At 72.3% G+C, this 20,926-nt stretch carries 15 protein-coding genes; 11 read left to right on the forward strand and 4 right to left on the reverse strand.

Features of this window, described 5'->3' with window-relative positions; all coding sequences use genetic code 11:
- Positions 1 to 67: 67 nt before the first annotated feature.
- Positions 68 to 517 carry a DUF4383 domain-containing protein gene (locus ACZ7G1_RS14735; protein WP_470879762.1) on the forward strand — a complete coding sequence of 150 codons (450 nt, stop codon included), beginning with the start codon at positions 68 to 70 and terminating at the stop codon, positions 515 to 517.
- 76 nt (positions 518 to 593) lie between these two features.
- On the opposite strand, the gene ACZ7G1_RS14740 is transcribed toward ACZ7G1_RS14735, so the two are convergent.
- A complete protein-coding gene (locus ACZ7G1_RS14740; RefSeq protein WP_470879764.1) occupies positions 594 to 2,168 on the reverse strand; it encodes a carbohydrate-binding protein in 1,575 nt (524 codons plus the stop codon).
- A gap of 256 nt (positions 2,169 to 2,424) precedes the next feature.
- Between ACZ7G1_RS14740 and ACZ7G1_RS14745 the strand changes: the two genes are divergently transcribed.
- The 8 genes from ACZ7G1_RS14745 (at position 2,425) to ACZ7G1_RS14780 (ending at position 11,489) form a co-directional block, all read left to right on the forward strand.
- On the forward strand, positions 2,425 to 3,087 hold the full coding sequence (locus tag ACZ7G1_RS14745; protein WP_470879766.1) for a choice-of-anchor M domain-containing protein: 663 nt from the start codon (positions 2,425 to 2,427) through the stop codon (positions 3,085 to 3,087).
- 208 nt (positions 3,088 to 3,295) lie between these two features.
- The gene (locus ACZ7G1_RS14750) at positions 3,296 to 4,432 is read left to right on the forward strand and encodes a choice-of-anchor M domain-containing protein (protein WP_470879768.1); all 1,137 of its coding nucleotides are present in this window, start codon (positions 3,296 to 3,298) and stop codon (positions 4,430 to 4,432) included.
- Between the two features lie 23 nt (positions 4,433 to 4,455).
- A complete protein-coding gene (locus tag ACZ7G1_RS14755; protein ID WP_470879770.1) occupies positions 4,456 to 6,012 on the forward strand; it encodes an anchored repeat ABC transporter, substrate-binding protein in 1,557 nt (518 codons plus the stop codon).
- 5 nt (positions 6,013 to 6,017) lie between these two features.
- Positions 6,018 to 7,652, forward strand: a complete 1,635-nt coding sequence (locus ACZ7G1_RS14760; RefSeq protein ID WP_470879772.1) for a TIGR03773 family transporter-associated surface protein — start codon at positions 6,018 to 6,020, stop codon at positions 7,650 to 7,652.
- Complete coding sequence (locus ACZ7G1_RS14765) at positions 7,649 to 8,395, forward strand: anchored repeat-type ABC transporter ATP-binding subunit (protein WP_470879773.1); 747 nt, start codon at positions 7,649 to 7,651, stop codon at positions 8,393 to 8,395. Before ACZ7G1_RS14760 ends, ACZ7G1_RS14765 begins: the two co-directional genes overlap by 4 nt.
- Positions 8,392 to 9,315 carry an anchored repeat-type ABC transporter permease subunit gene (locus tag ACZ7G1_RS14770; RefSeq protein ID WP_470879775.1) on the forward strand — a complete coding sequence of 308 codons (924 nt, stop codon included), beginning with the start codon at positions 8,392 to 8,394 and terminating at the stop codon, positions 9,313 to 9,315. Before ACZ7G1_RS14765 ends, ACZ7G1_RS14770 begins: the two co-directional genes overlap by 4 nt.
- Before the next feature lie 60 nt (positions 9,316 to 9,375).
- A complete protein-coding gene (locus tag ACZ7G1_RS14775) occupies positions 9,376 to 10,677 on the forward strand; it encodes a globin domain-containing protein (protein ID WP_470879777.1) in 1,302 nt (433 codons plus the stop codon).
- Entirely contained in the window at positions 10,674 to 11,489 is an 816-nt protein-coding gene (locus tag ACZ7G1_RS14780) for a pyridoxamine 5'-phosphate oxidase family protein (RefSeq protein ID WP_470879779.1), read from the forward strand. The genes ACZ7G1_RS14775 and ACZ7G1_RS14780 overlap by 4 nt, the downstream gene beginning before the upstream one ends.
- 85 nt (positions 11,490 to 11,574) lie before the next feature.
- On the opposite strand, the gene ACZ7G1_RS14785 is transcribed toward ACZ7G1_RS14780, so the two are convergent.
- From ACZ7G1_RS14785 to ACZ7G1_RS14795, 3 genes are read right to left on the reverse strand one after another with little or no spacing between them, the layout of a single operon-like run.
- On the reverse strand, positions 11,575 to 17,682 hold the full coding sequence (locus ACZ7G1_RS14785) for an amino acid adenylation domain-containing protein (RefSeq protein WP_470879781.1): 6,108 nt from the start codon (positions 17,680 to 17,682) through the stop codon (positions 11,575 to 11,577).
- On the reverse strand, positions 17,679 to 18,455 hold the full coding sequence (locus tag ACZ7G1_RS14790; protein ID WP_470879783.1) for a class I SAM-dependent methyltransferase: 777 nt from the start codon (positions 18,453 to 18,455) through the stop codon (positions 17,679 to 17,681). Before ACZ7G1_RS14790 ends, ACZ7G1_RS14785 begins: the two co-directional genes overlap by 4 nt.
- 47 nt (positions 18,456 to 18,502) lie before the next feature.
- On the reverse strand, positions 18,503 to 19,264 hold the full coding sequence (locus tag ACZ7G1_RS14795; RefSeq protein ID WP_470879785.1) for a thioesterase II family protein: 762 nt from the start codon (positions 19,262 to 19,264) through the stop codon (positions 18,503 to 18,505).
- 244 nt (positions 19,265 to 19,508) lie between these two features.
- Here ACZ7G1_RS14795 and ACZ7G1_RS14800 point away from each other — a divergent pair, with 244 nt between their 5' ends.
- Together ACZ7G1_RS14800 and ACZ7G1_RS14805 are read left to right on the forward strand one after the other, a co-directional pair.
- A complete protein-coding gene (locus tag ACZ7G1_RS14800) occupies positions 19,509 to 20,174 on the forward strand; it encodes a DNA alkylation repair protein (protein ID WP_470879787.1) in 666 nt (221 codons plus the stop codon).
- Between the two features lie 121 nt (positions 20,175 to 20,295).
- Positions 20,296 to 20,913 (forward strand): TOPRIM nucleotidyl transferase/hydrolase domain-containing protein, encoded by a 618-nt coding sequence (locus tag ACZ7G1_RS14805; protein ID WP_470879789.1) that lies wholly within the window; start codon positions 20,296 to 20,298, stop codon positions 20,911 to 20,913.
- Positions 20,914 to 20,926: the final 13 nt, after the last annotated feature.

Raw genomic sequence — 20,926 nt, forward strand, 5'->3', positions numbered from 1 at the left:
CGATTCGGGGTAGAGGCGGTGCGAGCGGGCGTCCGCCCGCCCCGGCGACTCTCCGGGAGGCCCCGCCATGCCGCATGCGACCCGCCGTCCCGCCCTGGCCGCGGCACCCGTGAGGACCGCGGCCCTGCTGATCGGGGCCGTCTTCCTGGTGGTCGGCGTCCTCGGCTTCATTCCGGGCGTGACCACCGACTACGACGCGATGACCTTCGCCGAACACGACTCCGGCGCGGAACTGTTCGGCCTCTTCCAGGTCTCCGTCCTGCACAACCTCGTCCACCTCCTCTTCGGCGTCGCCGGCCTCGCCATGGCCGCCACCGTCCCCACCGCCCGCTCCTACCTCATCGGCGGCGGCCTCATCTACCTCGCCCTCTCGCTCTACGGCCTCCTCGTCGACCGCGACAGCGACGCCAACTTCGTGCCCGTCAACACCCCCGACAACTGGCTCCACTTCGGCCTCGGCATCGGCATGGTGGCCCTCGGCACCGTCCTCGGCTCGAACCGCCGCCTCCTACGGTGACCCGCCGGCGACACCGCACGGCCCCGGCACGGGATGCCGGGGCCGTTCTCGGTCGTTCAGCCGCGAGGCCGGTGGGTCACCAGGTGACCGTGCGGCCGCCGAAGGCGGTGACGAGGCGGCCGTCGGAGGCGAAGGACCAGGTCAGGGCGCCGGAGTAGGAGGAGCAGCGGGAGCCGTTGGTGCCGGACCAGAACTGGTTGGAGGTGTCGGCGTCGCCGACCGTGCGGTCGTTGGTGCCGGTGGTCGTGGAGCGGCAGGAGGTGTTGCTCCGGAAGACCGAGGTGCCGGCGTCGAAGGAGAAGTTGCGCTGTGCGTTGTCGACGCTGATGTTGTTCGAGATCGCGAGCTTGCCGGGGTTGCTGTTGTACGTGAAGCCGTGCTTGCCGTTGTGGAAGGCGATCGTGCGGCGTACGACGTGGTCGACCGCGATGTCCTCGCCGCCGAGCTTGAAGCCGTTGCGGTCGCCGGCGCCGGCCTGCGAGCCGTCGCTGAGGGTGCCGTTGTCGTAGGCGAGCGAGTCCTCGATGGTGACGGAGCCGATGGGGCCGGTGTCGGGCTTGGTGTAGAGGTCCCAGCCGTCGTCGATGTTGTGGTGGGAGACGGCGTAGCGGAAGACGTTCCCGCTGCCGACGGTGAGCTTCGCGGCGAACCCGTCGGCGTCCTCTCCGTCCGAGTCGGCGTTGTCGTGTGACTCCGCGCTGAGGACGAGGTTGTCGGACGGCCACTGCTCGCGCGGTGTGGTGGAGGCGATGCGGCCGAGCTGGAGGCCGGTGTCGCGGTTGAAGCGGGTGACCGTGCGCTCGATGACGTTGTGGCTGCCGCCGACGTAGATGCCGTTGTCCCCGGCGCGCTCCACGACGATGCCGTTCACGTGCCAGTACGAACCGTTCAGGGCGAGGCCACGGTTGGCGGGGTCCTCGGTCATCGCGGCGAAGTTCAGCACCGGCGTCTCACCGGGGTAGGCCACGAGCCTCTTCGGCGCGCCGGAAGTCCCGCTGTTGCCCGCCGGGACGGTCACGGTCGTGGCGTGCCGGTACGTGCCGCCGCGCAGGTAGATCGTCCCGCCCGCCGCGACCCGGCCGATCGCCGACGTGAGCGTCGTCGGGGCGGACTGGGTACCGGCCGCGCCGTCGGTGCCGCCGGGTGCCACGTACAGCGCGCCGCCGGCCGGCGGCGGCGCGTCGGCCGAAGTGACGTTCAGGGAGTCGACGTTGGGCAGCCCGCCCGCGGTGGTCGGGTTGAGCCGCACCGTGTTGGCGCCCGCGTTCAGCGACACGGTGAGGGTCTTCGTGACCCACGTCGACCAGGCGCCCGTCGCCTCGAACGACGGCGTCTGCACGGTGCTGCCGTTCACCACGAGGCCCGCCGGCCGCGCCGCCGTCGTCCCGTTGGCGAACCGCACGGCCAGCGTGGCCGTACCGGCGGCGGAGGCGTTCACCGTGAACTGCGCGTACGCGCCCACGGCGTTGGTGCCGTTGCAGAACCCGCTGCCGGAGAAGCCGGACCAGTCGGAGTCGATCGTGCCGGTGCACACGGCGGGGGAGGCCTCGGCCTCGTACAGCGTCGACGCCGCGTGCGCCGTGTTCACGGACATGGCCACGAGCGTGCCTGCCAGCAGGCCGACGCAGGCGGTGACGGATCGCAGATGCATCTGGGGTCTCCAGGAGGGGGGGATGGACGGCGTTCCGGGACTGGACGAGAAAGCGCTTTCTCCGGAAGCTAGAGGTGTCGACGTGAACCCGTCAATGGTCATGTAAGTGTCTCTTGTTCAGATCCATGAACAATTTCGAGCCACATCCACCCCGCGCCCCTTCGGCGCCCCAAGGGCCGCTTGCGTCTCGTTAATGAAAACGATTATCGTCTCGCTTGTTCGTGCACACTCATTCTCTGCCCAAGGGGGGCTTCTTTTGCGTGCCTTCACGCGTACCTTCACCCGCACTCTCACCGTCGCCGGAACCATGGCCACGGCCCTCGCCGTCGGCGGCATGACCGCCGCACACGCCGCCGGGACGACCCTCTCGACGGGCCACGTCGACGTCCTCGACGTCGAGTACGGCGGCGCCGGCCTCTCCCTCCACGTCCACGACGAGTCGGTCACCCCGGGCGTCGAGTACGCCCCCGCCGACGTCGTCCTCAAGGCGCTCCCGGCCTCCGCCTACACCGTGCCCACCGGCACCTGCTACAGCCACCTCGGCACGGCCGGCACCACCGTCTACCGCCTGCCGCAGGTCGAGAACACCGGCCTCCTGTGGCCCGGCATCTCCGGCGAACACCTCGCCACCGGCGTCTTCCAGAACGACAAGGTGCAGGTCAAACTCACCTCCGTCACCGGCCCCGGCAAGCTCACCGTCTACAAGAACGGCGTCTGCCCGAAGAACAACCGCTCCTTCGACAGCGGCGACGCGACCCACACCAACACCCGGTCCGTCACCGCCGCCGAACACGACCACGCCAACTGGGTCTTCACCAAGCCCGGTTCCTACACCGCCACCTTCCAGGTGAGCGGCACCCTCACCAACGGCACACCGGTCGCCCCGACTTCGGCGACGTACACCTTCCAGATCGGCTGACCCTCGCCCCAAGGCGCCACAAGTCCACGCCGGGGGCGGCCACGGACCACCGTCCCCCACCGCCCCCGGCGCGGCCGAACCCGACGCCCGGCGAGGCCGAGCACGGCCCGTCGAGCGGCGAGGTCGAACCCGTCGCCAGGCGAAGCCGAGTGCGCCCCGTCGGCCTCGCGCCGACCTCCCCTCACCTGCCCGAAGGAGGCGCCCCGTCATGCGGGCCCCCGTCGCACCACGTCCCCTACGCGCCGCCACCCTCGCCGTGGCACTGTCCCTGCTCACCGCCGCCCCGCTCGCCGTCGCGGCCGAACCCCCACCCCGGGAGGCCCCCGCCGGAGAACGGGCCGTCCTGAACGGTGGGCACCTCGACCTGACGGCCACGCTCACCGGCACGCAGCTCCGGTTCCGAGTGAAGGACGGGACCGTGGCCGGCACCCCCGTCCTCCGTGAACCCTCCGACGTTCTCCTGCACTTCGACGCGCGCCACGAGATCGTCGTCCCGCCGCGCGAGGAGGTCCCGCAGTTCGAAGGGCTCGGCGAGCCGGGCAGCAGCCTGTGGGTCGACAAGGACTTCGAGGTGAAGGAAGGGCTGCTCTGGCCCGGCTGGAACACCCTGGACGTCCTCCCCGCGGACGCGCCCGGCGGCGTGAAGGTCACCTTCCCCAAGATCGAGGGCCCCGGGCGGTTCGTCCTGGGCCAGTGGGAGGACGACCCCGATCTCGGCATGCGGATCGGCGTCACCGTCGACAGCGCCAAGCCGGCGCCCGGGTCGGTCGCCCTTCCTCCCTTCACCCACGCGCACCCCCTCTGGATCTTCGACACCGAGGGCGTCTACCGCATCACCATGGAGCTGACGGCCACCCTTCCCTCCGGCGCGAAGGTCTCCGACCGCGAGACCCTCGCCGTCCTCGTCGGCGACGACGTCGACCCGGCGACGGTCCAGCCGGGCGACGGCGCACCCGGCCCCCGGCCGACGACGACACCCACCCCCACCCCCACCCCGAGCGGCACGCCCACGCCCAGCCCGAGCGTCACGCCCACGCGCAGCGCCACGCCTGCTCCGTCGACCACGGTCGGACCGAGCACCACACCCCCGCCGCCCACGGCGCCGCCGACGTCCGCCGCCGCAACCTCCGCGGCTCCGCCGCCCTCGACGAGCCCGCCGACGCGTAGCGCCGCACCGGCCCCCCTCCCGGACTCGCCGGCGTACGGCGGCAGTTCAGGTGGTGGCGGGCACCTCGCCGCGACAGGCTCCGGCGGCCTCGCGCTCCCCATCGGCCTCGCGGTCACCGCACTGGCGGCGGGCTGCGCCGTCCTCGTGGTCGCGCGCGCCAAGCGGGCCGCCCGATGAGGCGCGCCCGGGATGCCACCCCCGTGACCACGGCCGCCATGAGGCGCGTCCGGCGTGCTCGCCGCGTCATCGCGACCGCGCTGGCGGCCGGGTTCTTCGCCTCCGGGTGTGGGCCCGGTACCGGCGGAGACGAGGGAAAGAGCGCGGCGCTCACGGTCTCCACGACCACCGCGATCATCGCCGACCTCGTCCGGAACGTCGGCGGTGAACGGGTCGACGTGGCCTCCGTCGTGCCGCGGCACGGCGACCCGCACTCGTACGAGCCGAGCCCCGGCGACGCCCGCAGGATCGCGAGGTCCGACCTCGTCTTCAGCAACGGGCTGCTGCTCGAAGAGCCGGGGATCATGAAGATGATCCACACCAATGTGCCCGAGGGAACGCCGAAGGTGGCGATCGGCGAGCGCCTTGAGCAGTACGGCGGCTCGGTCATCAAGCTCAAGGAGGACCTGGGGCTGGATGTGCTGTGGCTGGGCTGGGCAGTCGAAGGCGAGGTCGCCGGCGACGGCTCCCAGGTCCGTACGACGGCGACGAAGCTCGAAGGGCCGGGAGACCTCCACGTCTATCTGACGGACACCCTCGGCGTCCCGCAGAGCTACGTCGACTCCACGGACGGCTTCGACGCGAAGGACTCCTTCGTTCTGCCGCCGGAGGCCCACACCCACGTCAACTGGGCCTTCACCGCCCCCGGTACGTACCGGCTGACCGTCCAGGGACGGACCGAGACGCTCGACGGGAGAACGTCCCCCGCGGGCACCGGGACCCTCACCTTCGTCGTCGGCCCGACATCCGCCACCACCACGGGGAAGACCGTTCTCGACGGCGGTCACGCCGACATCGCCCTGAACGCCGAGGACCACTCGGTGTACGTGCGCTCCGACGACCCCGCGACGGGGAAGCGCGCCCGACACCCCGCCGATTCCGTCGTGTTGTCCGTGCCGGACCGGGCCAAGGCGGCCGTGCCCGAGGAGACCGCGTACGGCTTCCTCGGCCACCCCGGCACGGACGTCTGGGTGCTGCCCCAGGCCGTCATCGGCAAGCACGTCCACGGCGAGATGGACCCGCACACCTGGGAGGACGTCGCCAACGCCGAGGGCTATGTGCGCCGCATCGAAGCCGAGCTCATCAAGGCGGATCCGAAGGGGCGGGCCACGTACGAGCGCAACTCCGCCCGCTACCTGAAGCAACTGGCTTCGCTGGACGCCGAGATGGCGGAGACGCTCGCGACCGTCCCGGCCCACCACCGCAAACTGATCACGACACACGACGCCTTCGGCTACCTGGCCCACGCCTACGGGATGGAAGTGGCGGGCTTCGTCGTGCCCGTGCCGAACCGCGAGCCCAGCGCCACCGAGATCGCCAAGCTCCGCGCCACCATTCGCGACAAGCGCGTCCCGGCCGTGTTCCTCGAACCCAACCTCGCGGCACGAGCCGACGTCCTGCGCCGCGTCGCCGAAGACGAAGACGTCGCCATCTGCACCCTCTACGGCGACTCCTTCGACGACAAGATCCACGACTACGTCTCGATGATGCGCCACAACGCGAACGAACTGGCCCGCTGCCTGGGCCAGGAGGGGAGTTGAGCCCGATGAGGCTCGCACGTAACAGCAGGGCCGCCCTCGCCGCGGCGGGCGCACTGGCCCTCGGGGGCACGGCCATGACCGTCGCCCCGCCGGCGTGGGACGGGCGTGACCTGGGCCCGGGCCCGGGCGTCGGCGGTGTGGTCGACATCGACGACACCCACCGGGTCGTCGGGGACGACGGGAAGGAGACGTGGGTGTTCACCCCTGTGGGGGACTCCACCGGCGTCACCAACGGCTGGACGGGTGCCGTCCGTTGGTCCCTGACCGGGGTCCAGGGGCCGGGCTCTCTGAAGGTGTACGAAGGTGCCGGTGCCGGTGCCAGTGCCAGTGCCGACGTCGAAGTCGGCGTCGCTGAGCCGCCCCCGCTCGTACGGTTCGACAGCGCTGACGGCCTGCCCGACGTTTGGGACCTGGCGGCGGGCGGGCGAGGCGAGACGCCCCGCTGGTCGTTCGACGCGCCCGGCGTGTACGCGCTCACGTTCACCACGGAGGGGCAGATCGACGGAAGGCCCCACGTCGTGGAGGCCAGGTACACCGCGCGGGTCGGGGACGAGGCCGTCGCCTCCCCGGCGCCCGTGCCCGCACCGTCGGACCCGGCAAGCAGCCCGGGGCTCCCCGAGCGGAGCGCGACCACGGCGCTGGCGCCGGCCCAGCCACCAGCTCAGGGCCGGGCCCAGACCCAAGCCCAGACCCAGACCCAAGCCCAGACCCAGCCTCAGGCCCGCGTTCCGGCCGCCGGGCGCACGCCCACCAGCGAGGACCCGGTCGAGACCTCGCGGCAGGTTCTCGACCAGGGGCACATCGACATCGCGGCCCGGGTCGTCGGCGGCAAGGTGCAGATCCACATCAAGGATGGCACTGTTCCCGGGAAGAGCGTGTGGCGCGAGCCGTCCTCCGTCGTGCTGCATGTCAAGCCGGGGGCCAGGAGGACGATTCCGGGGAACGAGGACTTCGCGTTCCTCGGCAGGGCGGGTGATCCGGTGTGGCTCCTGGACCAGGTGCAGCGGCCCGGTCTCCTGTGGCCGGGCTGGTCCACGGATCAGATCGCGGCGGGCGCCACGCGGGGCGAGGTCGAGTTCAAGCTCGTGAAGGCGGAGGGGCCGGGCAATTTCGCCCTGTACAACTACGACGGGCTCTCCGGTGCCGCCGTGCGCTTCAACAGCGCGGACGGGGTGCCGGACGCGTTCGGCGTACCGGAGAACACCCACGCGCACGGCGGATGGGCCTTCGGCAAGGAGGGCGTGTACCGGCTGACCTTCACGATGTCCGCGACGCTCGCCGACGGGACGAAGAGCAGCGACACGGAGGTGCTGGCGTTCGCCGTGGGGGCCGTAGACCCGAGCCGGGTGCCGGTGGGGGGACCCACTGGCGCCTCGACGGGTGGAGACACCGGGGGAGGGCAGGCGGAAGCGCCGAGCGGGTCCACCTCCCCGCCTGGCGATGACACCGAAGGCTCGACGACCGGCACCCCCAACAGTGGTACGAACACTGGAGGTTCACCGGACGGGGCGGAGCGGAGCCCGACTGGCTCGATGGCCCACACCGGCGCCGACCGCACCCTGCTGCTGGCCGGCACGGCCGCCGCTCTCGCGGCGGCGGGCGCGGGCGCGGTTCTTCTGGCGCGCAGGCGGTCCTCGTGAGTGCCGGGCCCGAGCGGCTGCTCGGCATCCACGAGGTGTCCGTCGCGCTGGGGGGCCGGATGGCGGTGCGGGACGCCTCGCTCTCGGTCGACGCCGGCGAACTGGTCGGTCTCCTCGGGCCGAACGGCGCCGGGAAGACCACGCTGCTGAGGGCCGCGCTCGGCCTCGTGGCGACCGCGTCGGGCCGCGTCGAATCGTGCGGGCCACTCGGCTATGTGCCCCAACGGCACGAGTTCGCCTGGGACTTCCCGATCGATGTGGCCAACGCGGTGCTCAGCGGGCGTACGCGTACGATCGGCTGGCTGAGACGGCCGCGCGCACACGACAGGGCGGCCGCCGACGCCGCGCTGGAACTCGCGGGACTCACCGCCCTGCGCCGGCGTCCGATCGGCGAGCTGTCGGGCGGGCAGCGGCAGCGCGTCCTGGTGGCGAGGGCGCTGGCGGCGGAACCTCGGCTGCTGCTGCTCGACGAGCCTTTCACGGGAGTGGACGCGCCGACCCAGGACCTCCTGAACGAGCTGTTCTGCCGACTGGCGTCCGAGGGCAGAGGACTGCTGATGACCACGCACGACCTGGCGGCCGCCGCCCGTACCTGTACGCGGGTGGTCCTGCTCGACCGTACGGTCGTCGCCGAAGGCGGACCGGAGCTGCTCGCCGACGCGGACCGGATGCTGCGCGCCTTCGGACTCGCCCGCGCGGTCACCGACTCGCGTACCGACAGTGGCGCCGAGGTGGCGGCATGAACGAGCTTCTCGCCTTCCTCGCCGAACCGTGGACGCTGCCGTTCATGCGGCGCGCGTTCGTCGTCGCCGCGGTCGTCGGTCTCGTCTGCGGGGTCGTCGGGGTGTACGTGGTGCTGCGCGGGATGGCGTTCATCGGCGACGCCGTCGCGCACTCGGCGTTCCCCGGTGTGGCCCTGGCGTACGCCTTCGAGGGGAATCTGCTCCTCGGCGGTGCGGCGGCCGGTGTGACGACGGCGGTGCTCATCGCGTTCGTGTCGCAGAACCGGCGGTTGAAGGAGGACACCGTCATCGGCGTGTTCTTCGCGTTCGCGTTCGGCCTCGGCATCGTGCTGGTGTCGACGAGGGACAGCTGGACGACGGACCTGTCGTCGTTCCTCTTCGGGCAGGTGCTCGCCGTCGACGCCTCCGACATCCTGCGGGTGGCGGTGATGGGCGCCGTGCTGGTGGCGGTCGTCCTCGCCCTGCGCAAAGAGCTCGTGGCCGTGAGCCTGGACAGGGAGACCGCCCGCGCGGCCGGCCTGCCCGTGCTGCCGCTCGACCTGACCCTGTACGTCGTCGTGACCGCGACGATCGTGATGTCCCTGGAGGCCGTCGGCAACATCCTCGTCCTCGCCCTCCTCATCACCCCGGCCGCCACGGCCCGGCTGCTCACCGAACGCCTGTGGGCGATGACGGCCCTCGCCTCCGCCCTCGGCTGCGCGGGCAGTGTGGCCGGTCTGTACGTGAGCTACGCCTACGACCTGGCGGCGGGCGGCTCGGTGGTCGTCGTCCTGACCGCGTTGTTCGCGCTGGTCTGGCTGTGCGCGCCGCGACACGGCCTTGCGGTGAAGTTCGTGAAGACCCGTTCGGGGCATGTGGAGAAGTCAGGGGCACCGGGTGATGTTTCGGTCGGCGAATTCTCCTCGGGGGCGGTCACGTAAAGGGTTTCTCTCCCTTTGTGACACCTGCAGAGGGGCTCTGACCAGGTGAAACGTCACTTTATGGCGAAGGGAAGGGGGCATTCTTGGAATTCGGGAAGGCGGGGTAGGGTCGGCCCCGCTCACCCGGTCGAGAGGTGCCGGACGTCGTGGGCCGCACGGAAATCCGGGCTTGTTCGGGCCCCGCGTGCGAAGACCGACCGAGGACGTTCGAGGCGAGGCAGACCGATGGAAGCTCCGATCACGCCGTCGGCGCTGCTGCGCCGGACGATGGCCGAGATCGAGCCGATCGCGGACCGGGTCACGTCGTACTTCTACGCGCTGCTGTTCCTCCGCCACCCCGCTCTGCGGGAGCTGTTCCCCGCCGCGATGGACACCCAGCGCGACCGGCTGTTCAAGGCGCTGCTCACGGCCGCGACCCATGCCGACGACCCCGTCACCCTGACCACGTATCTGACCCGGCTGGGCCGTGGGCACCGCAAGTACGGCACGCTGCCGGCGCACTATCCGGCCGTCGGCGAGGCGCTGCTCGGCGCGCTGGCCCGCTACGCGCCCGAGAGCTGGGGGCCGCGGACCGAGGCCGCATGGGTGGGCGCGTACACGACGATCTCGCAGATCATGATCGACGCGGCGGCGGAGGACGAGCGCCACGCGCCCGCGTGGTGGCAGGCGGAGGTGGTCGGCCACGAGATGCGGACACGGGACATCGCGGTCGTCACCGTACGGCCCGAAAGCCCCTACCCCTTCCGGGCCGGGCAGTACACGGCCCTGGAGACACCCTGGTGGCCCCGGGTCTGGCGGCACTACTCCTTCGCCTCCGCACCGCGCTCCGACGGACTGCTGTCCTTCCACGTGAAGGCCGTGCCCGCCGGCTGGGTGTCGACCGCGCTCGTGCACCGTGCCCGTCCCGGCGACGTCATACGGCTCGGGCCGCCGACCGGGTCCATGACCGTGGACCACACCACCGGCAACGGCCTGCTGTGCCTCGGCGGCGGCACCGGCATCGCGCCCATCAAGGCCCTGGTCGAGGACGTGGCCCAGCACGGCCGGCGCCGTTGCGTCGACGTGTTCTACGGCGCCCGCGGGAACCACGGCCTGTACGACATCGACACGATGCTCCGCCTCCAGGAGACCCACCCCTGGCTCTCGGTCCGTCCCGTCGTGGACGACGACTCCGGCGGCCCGCTGTCGGGCGGACTCCCGGAAGCCGTACGCGAGTTCGGCCCGTGGCACAGCTACGACGCGTACCTGTCGGGCCCGGCGGGGATGATCCGCCGCGGCGTCGACACCCTGGTGGGCATCGGCGTCCCCGCCCACCGCATACGACACGACTCCATCGAGGAACTGGCCGGGGCAACGAGTTGAGCACCTACCCACCCGCCGCGCGGCGACCGACGACCCCGACCCGCGCCACCCGCCCGGGCAGTGACGGCGAGCACCGCGTACAGCAGCGCATGGGCACCACCGAACGCGCCGACCGCTTCTACGGCGAACAGGTCCTCGACCGCCTCAACCCCCGGATGCGCGCGTTCGTGACCCGGCAGGAGATGTTCTTCCTCGCCACCGCCGACCGCCACGGCGCCTGCGACAACACCTTCCGCGCCGGCCCGCCCGGCTTCCTCCACGCCCTCGACGACACCACACTCGCCTACCCCGAGTACCGGGGCAACGGCGTCCACGCCAGCCTCGGCAACATCGAGGAGAACCCCCACGTCGGCCTCCTCATGGTCGACTTCCTCCACGACCGCATCGGCCTCCACGTCAACGGCCGCGCCACGACCGTCGCCGACGACGCCATGCGCCGCGCCCACCCCGCCCTCCCCACCGACCCGGTCCCCGGCCGCCGCGCCCTCCTCTGGGTCGTCATCACCGTCGAAGAGGCCTACATCCACTGCGCCAAACACATCCCCCACCTCCAGAAAGTCCCCACCCGCGGCCCCGGCCGCCCCTGGGGCACCGACGACGCCAGACGCAAAGGCGGCGACTTCTTCGCCGCCGCCGCCGAAGCCCCCTCCCGCGCCCCCTTCTCACCCCCGCCCCGCGCCGACGTGACCACGTGGCGCGCCCAGGCGGAACGCGCCCTGGCGCGGGTCGAGCGCTACGCCTCCGCCGCCGGCCAGACCCCCGCGGGCGACCGGCCCTTCAGCGGCTGGTTCGGCGGGAGCCCGTCGGCCTGACGGCGGCGGCACGGCTCCGGCTCCGTCGGTGCCGACGAGCCCCGGCTCCGGGCGCGGGCCGTCCCCGCCGCCCGGAGCCACGGAATCAGCTCCCGTCGCTCACCTCACCCACCTCATCAGCGTCATCGGCCGCGCCCGCCTCGCTCCGGATGCGGTCGATCGTGACCGCCAGATCGGCGACCGTCCGGGACGTGAACACCTCCCGCAGACTGATCGCGATCCGGAACCGCTCACGGATCCGGGCGATCAGCCGTGTCGCCGCCAGCGAGTTCCCGCCGAGCTCGAAGAAGTTGTCGCGGACGCTCACACGGGGCAGGTCGAGGAGTTCGCACCACAGCCCGGAGAGCCGCTCCTCGGTCGGCGTGCGCGGGGCGACGAACCCCGGTGCGTCACCGGCCTGACGCGGGGCGGGCAGCGCCCGCCTGTCGACCTTGCCGTTGGCGCTGAGCGGCCAGCTGTCCAGCGCGAGTACGTGGTCGGGGACCATGTGCGCGGGCAGCCGGCCGCCGAGCCACGCCCGCAGCCGGTCGGTGAGCGGCCCGGCCGGTTCGGCCGACGCGACCGGGGCCGTACGGTCCACACGGCCGCCGAGCAGCGAATGCACGAGGACGTGCCGCTCGCCCAGCGCGAGCAGCGGCCGGACCGGCTCGAAGGAGAGGTCGCCGATCGGGCAGAGGCCGACGGCCGTCCGCGCCACGTGGTCCATGAGGAGCTGCCCCATGTACCCGGCTTCGAGCAGGCACAGGTCGCGGGCGACGGAGCCGTACAGCGGCTCGATCGCGGCGAGGTCGGCGACGAGGAACAGGGCGAAGCCGGCGGCCTCGAAGACGGCACGGTTGTGCGCGGCATGGATCCCCGCGTCGAGCACCGCGTCCTCGCTCAAGGTGACGAGCGTGCCCTCCGCAGGATCGAGGTAGTACGTACCGGCCGCCAGGCCGGACACCGCGCCCGGCTTCACGTACAGGTACGCCTGCACCGGATAGAGGCCACCGCCCGACGGATAGCGGCACTTGGCGAGCCCGTCCGTCTCCTCCTGCCGCAGGACGCCCAGGCAGTCGGCCAGTTCGGCGAGGGTGATCGGCTCGGCGAGGAACGCCCGGTCGCTCCGCCGCTCCGACGGCTCCGCCGGCACCCGCGGAAGGGCGATGCGCGGCCGGTCGGGCTCCCGCCGCAGGCCGTGCCGGGCGAGCTTGAACGAAGCCCGGGCCAGCGGGTCGAGTACGGTGACGCCGCTGCGACGCGCCGCCTCGACCTCGGCCGCGTCCGGCAGGTGCTCGCCCGGTGCGGACGCCCCCTGTCCGGGGATGACATAGGCCACCAGGCCGTCGTGGCCGGGCCGGTCGGAAGGGCAGGTGGCGGTGACGACGGCCGACGCGACGGCGGGGTGCGCGAGCAACGCCGCCTCGATCTCGCCGAGTTCGATGCGCTGGCCGCGGATCTTCACCTGGAAGTCGGCCCGGCCCATGAACTCGATGGTGCCGTCGGGCAGCCACCTGCCGAGGTCCCCGGTGCGGTACATCCGCTCCCCGGTGGCGGGGTGGGCGGTGAACACCGCGTCCGTGCGCTCGGCGTCGCGCCAGTATCCGTCGGCGAGACACACCCCCGACACGTACATCTCACCGGTCACCCAGTCCGGGCACTCCTGGAGCCGCTCGTCGAGCACGTGATAGCGGACGTTGGCGAGGGGAGTGCCGTACGGGATGCTCCGCCAGTCCGGCTCGACCTCGGCGACGCGGTACCAGATGCTCCACACGGTCGTCTCCGTCGGGCCGCCGATGGAGACCAACTCGGCGCCCGGCGCCGCCTCCGCGAGCCGGCGCGGCACGGTCAGCGGGATCCAGTCGCCGCCGAGGATGGTCAGCCGCAGCGAGGACAGCCGATCGCCGTCGCCGACGCTCTCCAGGAGCATCTCCATCATCGCCGGTACGGAGTTCCAGACGGTGACCTGGTGGGCGGCGATCAGCTCCGCCCAATGCGCCGGATCGCGGCGGTCGGCGGCCGCGGGAACGACCACGGCACCGCCCGCGCCGAGCACGCCGAAGACGTCGAACGCCGACAGGTCGTGGTGCGGCGCGGTCACCGCGAGGCAGCGGTCACCCGCCCCGATCCGGAACGTGTCGATCGTCTCGACCAGACAGTTGACCAAGGCCCTGTGGTTGACCATCACACCCTTCGGCTCGCCCGTCGAGCCTGAGGTGAACATCGTGTACACCAGGTCGGACGGGTCGCCGCCGGACGGGAGGGGCACGTCGGCGTGTGTGGTCGGCAGGGGCCGGTCTAGGCAGAGCCGCAGCGGTCCGGACGGCCAGTCCAGAGCCTCGTCCAGCCGTGACTGGGTGAGGACCAGGCCGACCTCGCCCTTGTCGAGCAGATGGCGGATCCGGGCCGCCGGCAGGTCCGGATCGACCGGGAGGTACGCGGCTCCCGCGAACAGGACGGCGTACGAGGCGACGACCTGCTCCCAGCCCTTCTCCATGACGATGGCGACCAGCCGGCCCGGCCGCGCGCCGTGGGCGCGGAGCCAGCGGGCCACCTGCCGGGCCTCGGTGTCGAGGAGTCCGTAGGACAGCGTCCGGTCCGGGGCGATCACGGCGGGGGCGTCGGGGCAGGTGGCCACCTGCCGTGCGAAGAGGTCCTGGACCCGGAGGTCGGGGACCGTGCGGGTGGGCCCCGCACTCGTCAGGCGCCGGTCCGCCTGCGCGGACGGCAGGGCGAGCGGGACGCTGTCCGACCAGGCCCGGTCGTCGTGAGCGAGCCGGTGCAGCAGCGCCGTGTGCGCGGCGAACATGTCGTCGACGACCCCGGCCGGGAACAGTTCGTCGACCACGTCCCAGTTGAGGAGCAGCGCGCCTTCCTCCTCGTGGACCTGCTCGTCGAGGGAGACCTGCGGAGTCTGGGAGACGGCGAAGACCGTCGTGAGCATTTCCTCCAGCGGGGTCCTGGCGGCCGAGGCGAAGGCGAGGTTGCTCGTCATGACCACCGGCATCAGCGCCTGGTCGAACCCGCCCTGGATCCGCATCAGTTCGCGCAGCACCTCCACGCCACTGACGTCCTGGTGCCGCAGGTCCGCCCTGAGCTGACGCTGCAGCCCGCGCGCCCGCTCCAGGAACGAAGAGTCGCCCCGGAAGTCGACCTCCAGGAGGGTGAAGGAGGCGAACTGGCCGAACACCTCCTGGAAGCCCGGGTCCTGTACGGGCCGGGTCAGACGCGGCACGTTCAGGGTGAAGTGCCTGCTCGTGCTCCAGCCGGCCAGGACTTCGGCGTACGCGGCGAGCAACAGGCCCGTCGGGGTCAGCCCGGCCCGGCCGGCCCGCTCCTTCAGGCCCTGCCACATCCCGGCGGGCAGCACCGTCTCACGCCGGGTGAACCTGGGCTGATCCACCGATCCGGTACGGGCCGCCGCCGGCAGCTGCGGGGCCGGGGGCAGCTCGGGCAGCCTGCGCCACCAGTAGTCGCGGGAACGCTGGTACGCGGTCCCCTCCCGGCGCTCCGCCTCGGCCCGCACGTGGTCCCGGAAGGACTTCTCCGGCGCGGGAGGCGTGGCGTGCGGCGACGCGTAGAAGCGGGCGAGGTCGTCGAAGAGGAGCCGCCCCGAGGAGAAGTCCGCGATCAGCGAGTCCACGCTGAGATGGACGCGCAGACCGTCGTCCATCCGCGTCGCGGCGACCTCGAACAGCGGCCACTCACCGGCCGGCCGCACCTCGTGCGAGAGCCGCTCCCGGACGGCCGCCAACTCGACGTCCACCTCGTCCCGTTCGCGTCCGCGCAGATCGGTGACCCGGATCTCGTACAGCGGCACCTCGGGCAGGATCCGCTGTTCGTTGGTGTCGGGCAGCATGACGGCCCGCAGCATCTCGTGCCGGTCGATCACCCGGCGCCAGGCGTGCTCGAACCGCGGCAGGTCGAGTTCGGGGGCGTCGAACTCCAGATAGACGTGGGTGGAGACGTTCCCCAGCTCGAACGCGCCGGTGCGGCCGATGCAGTAGGCCTGTTGGGTGTCGGTCTGGGGGAAGGGCGCGGAAGGGTCGACGGGAGCGGAAGGGTCGACGGGGGCGGTGGAGGCGTTCGGGGCGGAGGCGTCGGCGGTCTCCGTCGCGCGGGCGGGTGCGGGTGCGGATGCGGCCGTGGCCGTGGCCGGCGGGGTCCGCCGTCCGGGGCCGACGGGGATCGCGTCCGGGGCGAGGGCGTCGACGGTCGCCGCGAGCATCGCGAGCGTCACGTCGCCGTCGAACACCGCGTCGGCCACGTCCACGCCCAGGTCCTGCTCGATGCGTCCGGCGAGCCGCAGCGTCGCCAGCGAGTCGAGGCCCAGATCGAGCAGCGGCCGATCCCGGTCGGGGCGGCCCTCCGTGGCGTCGCCGAGCAGCGAGGCCACGAGCTCGCTCAGATAGGCCTCGGCGGCCGCGGAGTCCCGTCCGGCGCCGTGACTCCGCGCCGCGCCGGCCGGCGTACCGGCGGCCGTCCACTCGCCGACGACGGTGAGCGTGCCGTCGAGGAGGGCCTGACGGGTGGCCCGGCGCTGAATCTTGCCGCTGGAGGTCTTGGGGATGGAACCGGCGCGGACGAGGACGAGGTGGTGCAGACGGACGTCGAACTCGGTGACGATGGCCCGGCCGAGGACCTGGGCGAGCTCGGCCAGGGGCGGCAGTTGCGCCCCGCGCCGGACTTCGGCGACGAGGGCGAGTTGTTCGGCTCCGCCGTCGTCGACGGCCACGGCGGCCGAGGAGTTGGGCTGGAGGGCCGGGTGGCTCTGCTCCGCGCGCCGCTCGATGTCCTGCGGGTAGAGGTTCCGGCCCCGGACGATGATCAGGTCCTTGCTGCGGCCGGTGACGAACAGCTCGCCGTCGCGCAGGAAACCGAGGTCGCCGGTGCGGAGGAACGGCCCCTCGCCGTTGGCGAGTTCGGCTTCGAAGGTCGCCGCGCTCTCTTCCGGCCGGCCCCAGTATCCGTGGGCGAGGTTCGGGCCGCCCACCCAGATCTCGCCGACCTGCTCGGGGCCGCGGACGGTCGCGGTGGCCGGGTCGACGACGAGCACCCGCTGTCCGTCGACGGCGTGGCCGCACCCGATGACGTCACGGCTCGCGCCGGGTGTCGACGGGACGACCCGGTGCTCCTCAAGAGCACGGGCGTCGACGGTGACGGAGGTCGAGCGCGCGAGGTGCTCGCCGCAGGTGACCATCAGCGTGGCCTCGGCCAGGCCGAAGCTGGGCCGCAGCGTCTCCCGGCGCAGTCCCCAGCGGGCGAAGTGGTCGGCGAAGCGGTCGAGGGTCGCGGTTCGTACGGGCTCCGCGCCGACGATGAGGGTGTCGAGGGTGCTGAGATCGAGGGGTTCGTGGGTCGCTGGATCGACCCGCTCGACGCAGAGGTCGAGGGCGAACGGGGGAGCGGGGGAGGTGGTGGCGCCGTAGGTGGAGAGGGCGCGCAGCCACTGGACGGGGTCCAGGACGAAGGTCCCGGGTGCCATGAGGACTCCGGGGCATCCGGTGACGAGGGGCTGGAGGATCCCGCCGATGAGCCCCATGTCGTGGTACGGCGGCAGCCAGCTCACGACGCGGGAGTCCTCGGAGGTCCGTGAACGCCGCTGGATCTGGGCCGAGTTGTACAAGAGGTTGCCGTGCGAGACCATCACGCCCTTCGGCGTGGCGGTGCTTCCCGAGGTGTACTGGAGGAAGGCCAGGCTGTCGGTGCCGACGAGCGGGTCGGTCCACTCGCCGGCGTCGGCGGTGAGCCGGTCGGACGGCAGCCAGGTGACGGCCCGCAGTTCGGGTGCGTCGAGCAGCCGCGCCCGGACCCCGGCCGGGATGCGGTCGCCGGTCAGTGCGGCGGCCGGTGTCGCGTCCGCGGCGACGGTGCGGAGCCGGGCGAGGTTGCGGGCGTGGGGCGGGTAGCAGGGCACGGCGACGGCCCCCGCGTACAGGCAGCCGAAGTAGGCGCTGACGTAGTCCGGGCCCGGCGGGTGGAGGATGAGCACCCGGTCGCCGGTCTTGACCTCCTCCTGCAAGGTCGCCGCCACCGTCCGTGCGCGGTGGTCGAGTTGGGCGTATGTGAGGCGGGCCTGCTCCTCGCCGTGGCTGTCGAGGAAGACGTACGCGAGCCGGTCGGGGCGCAGGGCGGCGCGGGTGCGCAGGACGTCGACGAGGCTGCTCGGCCGGACGCCGTGCACCTCGGGGAACGGTGCGGGGGAGTAGGTCATGAGCGGGGCGCCCCGTCCTGGTCGTTGTGGCCGGGGCGGGTGACGGGCTTCTCCGCGCTCACGAGCCGGGTGCGGACCCAGGGGCCGCTCCACCACATCCGGGGGCCGGCGTCGGTGAGGGTGGCGCGGACGGCGCCGGCCGCGCGGAGGATGTCGACGTAACGGGAGGCGTGGAAGATGTCCGCGATGAGCAGCCTGCCGCCGGGCTTGAGGACCCGGAAGGCCTCGCGGATCGCGTCCTCGCGCCCGCGGGCGTCCGTGATGTTGTGGATGGCCATGCTGGAGACGACGAGGTCGAACTGGTCGTCGGCGAGGGGGAGTTTCCGCATGTCGGCGGTGACCAGGTCGACTCGTTCGGAGACCTGCTCCAGGGCGGCGTTGCTCGTGGTGGTCCGCTCGTTGTTGCCGGACTGGTCGACCGAACGCCACAGGTCGACGCCGGTGACCTGGCCCCTGGGCACCCGGCGCGCCACCGCGGTGAGGACCGCCCCGCGCCCGCAGCCGAGGTCGAGGACGCGTTCGTCACCCTTGAGGCCGAGAGCGTCCAACTGCTCGTCCCACACGAGGAACTTGCCCCGCACGGTCGCGTGCAGATACAGCGCCGCCGGGACCGCGAGGACCGGCGGTACGCGCAGGAGCCATCGGGGCGCGCCCGCGGCGACCGCCGCCAGCGGAGCCACGACCCCTCCGCCGAGGGCGAGGAGCCAGCCGGGGCCGTCGATGCCGTAACGCCCCTGTCGTTCTGCCTTGTTGCCGGTCGATGACTTGCTCACGGATAACTTTCCTTGCTTCTTCACATCGAGGGGAGAAAGGGAGCGGATCATCGGAGCTCGCATGCGGCCGTGACGACGCCGAGGACCTCGTCCGTCGACGCGAAGGGGAAGAAGTGGTCGCCGGGGAGGATGCGGACGGTCACGTCGGTGCCGAGCTCGCGCCACCGTTCGACCTCGGCGGGCGGGGCCGCCGGGTCGTCCGCGCCGCCGAGGGCGATCAGCCGTACACCGGCCGACAACGTTTCCCCGGTGCGGTAGGTCTCGGCCGCCTCGAAGTCCGCGCGCAGCGTCGGGAGGAACAGTTCGAGCCACTCCTCCTCGGCGAGCAGCTCCGGCGGGATGCCGCCGAGCAGGCCGAGACGGTCGCGGAAGTCGGCGTCCGGGAGCCGGTGCATCGGCTCGGTGGTGCGGGGGACGTGCGGCGGGACGGTGCCGGAGACGACGACCGCGGCCGGTGGGCGGGGGCCGTTCTGGAGGGCGAGGCCGAGCTCGTACGCGAGCAGGCCGCCCATGCTGTGGCCGTAAAGCACGTAAGGGAGCCCCTCGGCCCGGTGCGAGACCGGACCGGCGAGGCGCTCGCCGAGGCGGACGACCGACCGCTCGGCGGGCTCGGCCATGCGGATGCCGCGCCCCGGGAGCTGCACGGGCACGACCTCGATCCCGCGGCCGGCCATGGTGTGCCAGGGCCGGAACACCGACCCGTCCGCCCCTCCGTGCGGGAAGCAGAAGAGCCGGACCGCGGCGTGTGAAGGCGCGGGCCCGTCCGGGGGAAACCAATGGGCCCCATGGTCTTGGGTGGTGATGCTCACGATCCGTTTATTCCTTTGGCGTACTGGTGACGTTCTGTCACCCCAATGAACCTTCGGGTGCAACGAACGCCCTCAGCGAAGGAAACGGTGATCTTGTGAAAGTCCCGTCCGATCTTCGACGCCGTGTTCGACAGGCCGTGCGATCCGGCGCCGCGCCGTCGGCCGTGATGTCGACCGCCGGCCCGCCCCTCTTCCGACGGCGCGTCGTAGGCTGAATTCCGCACACGACGGACAGGAGGCAGCGGTGGCCGAGACGGCACTGGCCGAGGTGACGGCCGAGCTGGCCACCCTTGAGGACCCCAAGGCGCGGGCCGTGAACGAACGGCACGGCGACGACCACGGTGTGAACCTCGGGAAGCTGCGCGCGCTCGCGAAGCGCCTCAAGACACAGCAGGAGCTGGCCCGCGAACTGTGGGACACGGGGGACACGGCGGCCCGGCTCCTCGCGCTCCTGATCTGCCGCCCGAAGGCCTTCGGGCGCGAGGAGCTCGACGCCATGCTGCGGGAGGCGCGCACGCCCAAGGTCCACGACTGGCTCGTGAACTACGTCGTGAAGAAGAACCCGCACGCCGAGGAACTGCGCGTCGCCTGGTCCGCCGACCCCGACCCGGTCGTCGCGAGCGCCGGCTGGGCACTGACCACCGAACGCGTGGCCAAGAAGCCCGAGGGCCTCGACCTCTCCGGCCTCCTCGACGCCATCGAGGCCGACATGAAGGCCGCCCCCGACCGCCTCCAGTGGGCGATGAACCACTGCCTCGCCCAGATCGGCATCGACCACGCCGAGCACCGCACCCGCGCCATCGGCATCGGCGAACGCCTCCAGGTCCTCAAGGACTACCCGACCTCCCCGGGCTGCACGTCCCCCTTCGCGCCCGTGTGGATCACCGAGATCGTCAGCAGGCGCGGCTAGGGCGAGGGCGAGGGCCAGGGCAGGTTCAGGTCAGGGCCTGTCCGCCCCGTCGCTCCCGCCCGAGCCCGGGCCCGCCGAATAATCCGTGCCGTTCGAGCCGCCGGGCGGGCAGACTCGCCCCATGGCAGACATGACGGCGTTCCAGGACGAGATCAGCAGCTGGGCGGCCGGTGGTTCCGGTGACACCGCGAGGGTTCTGGCCGCCGGCCTGGGACTTCGTACGGCCGTGCTCCTGGAAGGCCCGAGCGACTTCGCGGCCGTCGAGACGCTGGCCGCTCGGCGAGGCCGTGATCTGGCCGCCGAAGGCGTGTCCGTGGTGTCGATGGGCGGGGCGATGAACGTGGGCCGGTACGCCACCCTGCTCGGTCCGCCCGGGCTCGGCCTCCGGTTGACCGGCCTCTGCGACGAGCGGGAACGGCCCTACTACGACCGCGGCATGCGACGCGCCGGCGCGCCCGCCGAGGACGTCTTCGTCTGCGCGGCCGACCTGGAGGACGAGCTCATCCGCGCACTCGGCACGGCCGCCGTGGAGGAGATCATCCGGGTCGAGGGCGACCTGCGCCCCTGGCAGACCTTCCTCAACCAGCCCGCGCAGCTCGGCCGCCCCCGCCACCAGCAGCTCCGCCGATTCCTGGGGACGAAGAAGGGCCGCAAGATCCGCTACGGCACCCTCCTCGTCGAGGCCCTCGACCCCGACCGTGCCCCGGCCCCGCTCGACGACCTCTTCCGGAGCCTCTGACCCCCGGCCGGTG

The organism is Streptomyces sp. NPDC037273, assembly GCF_055603625.1.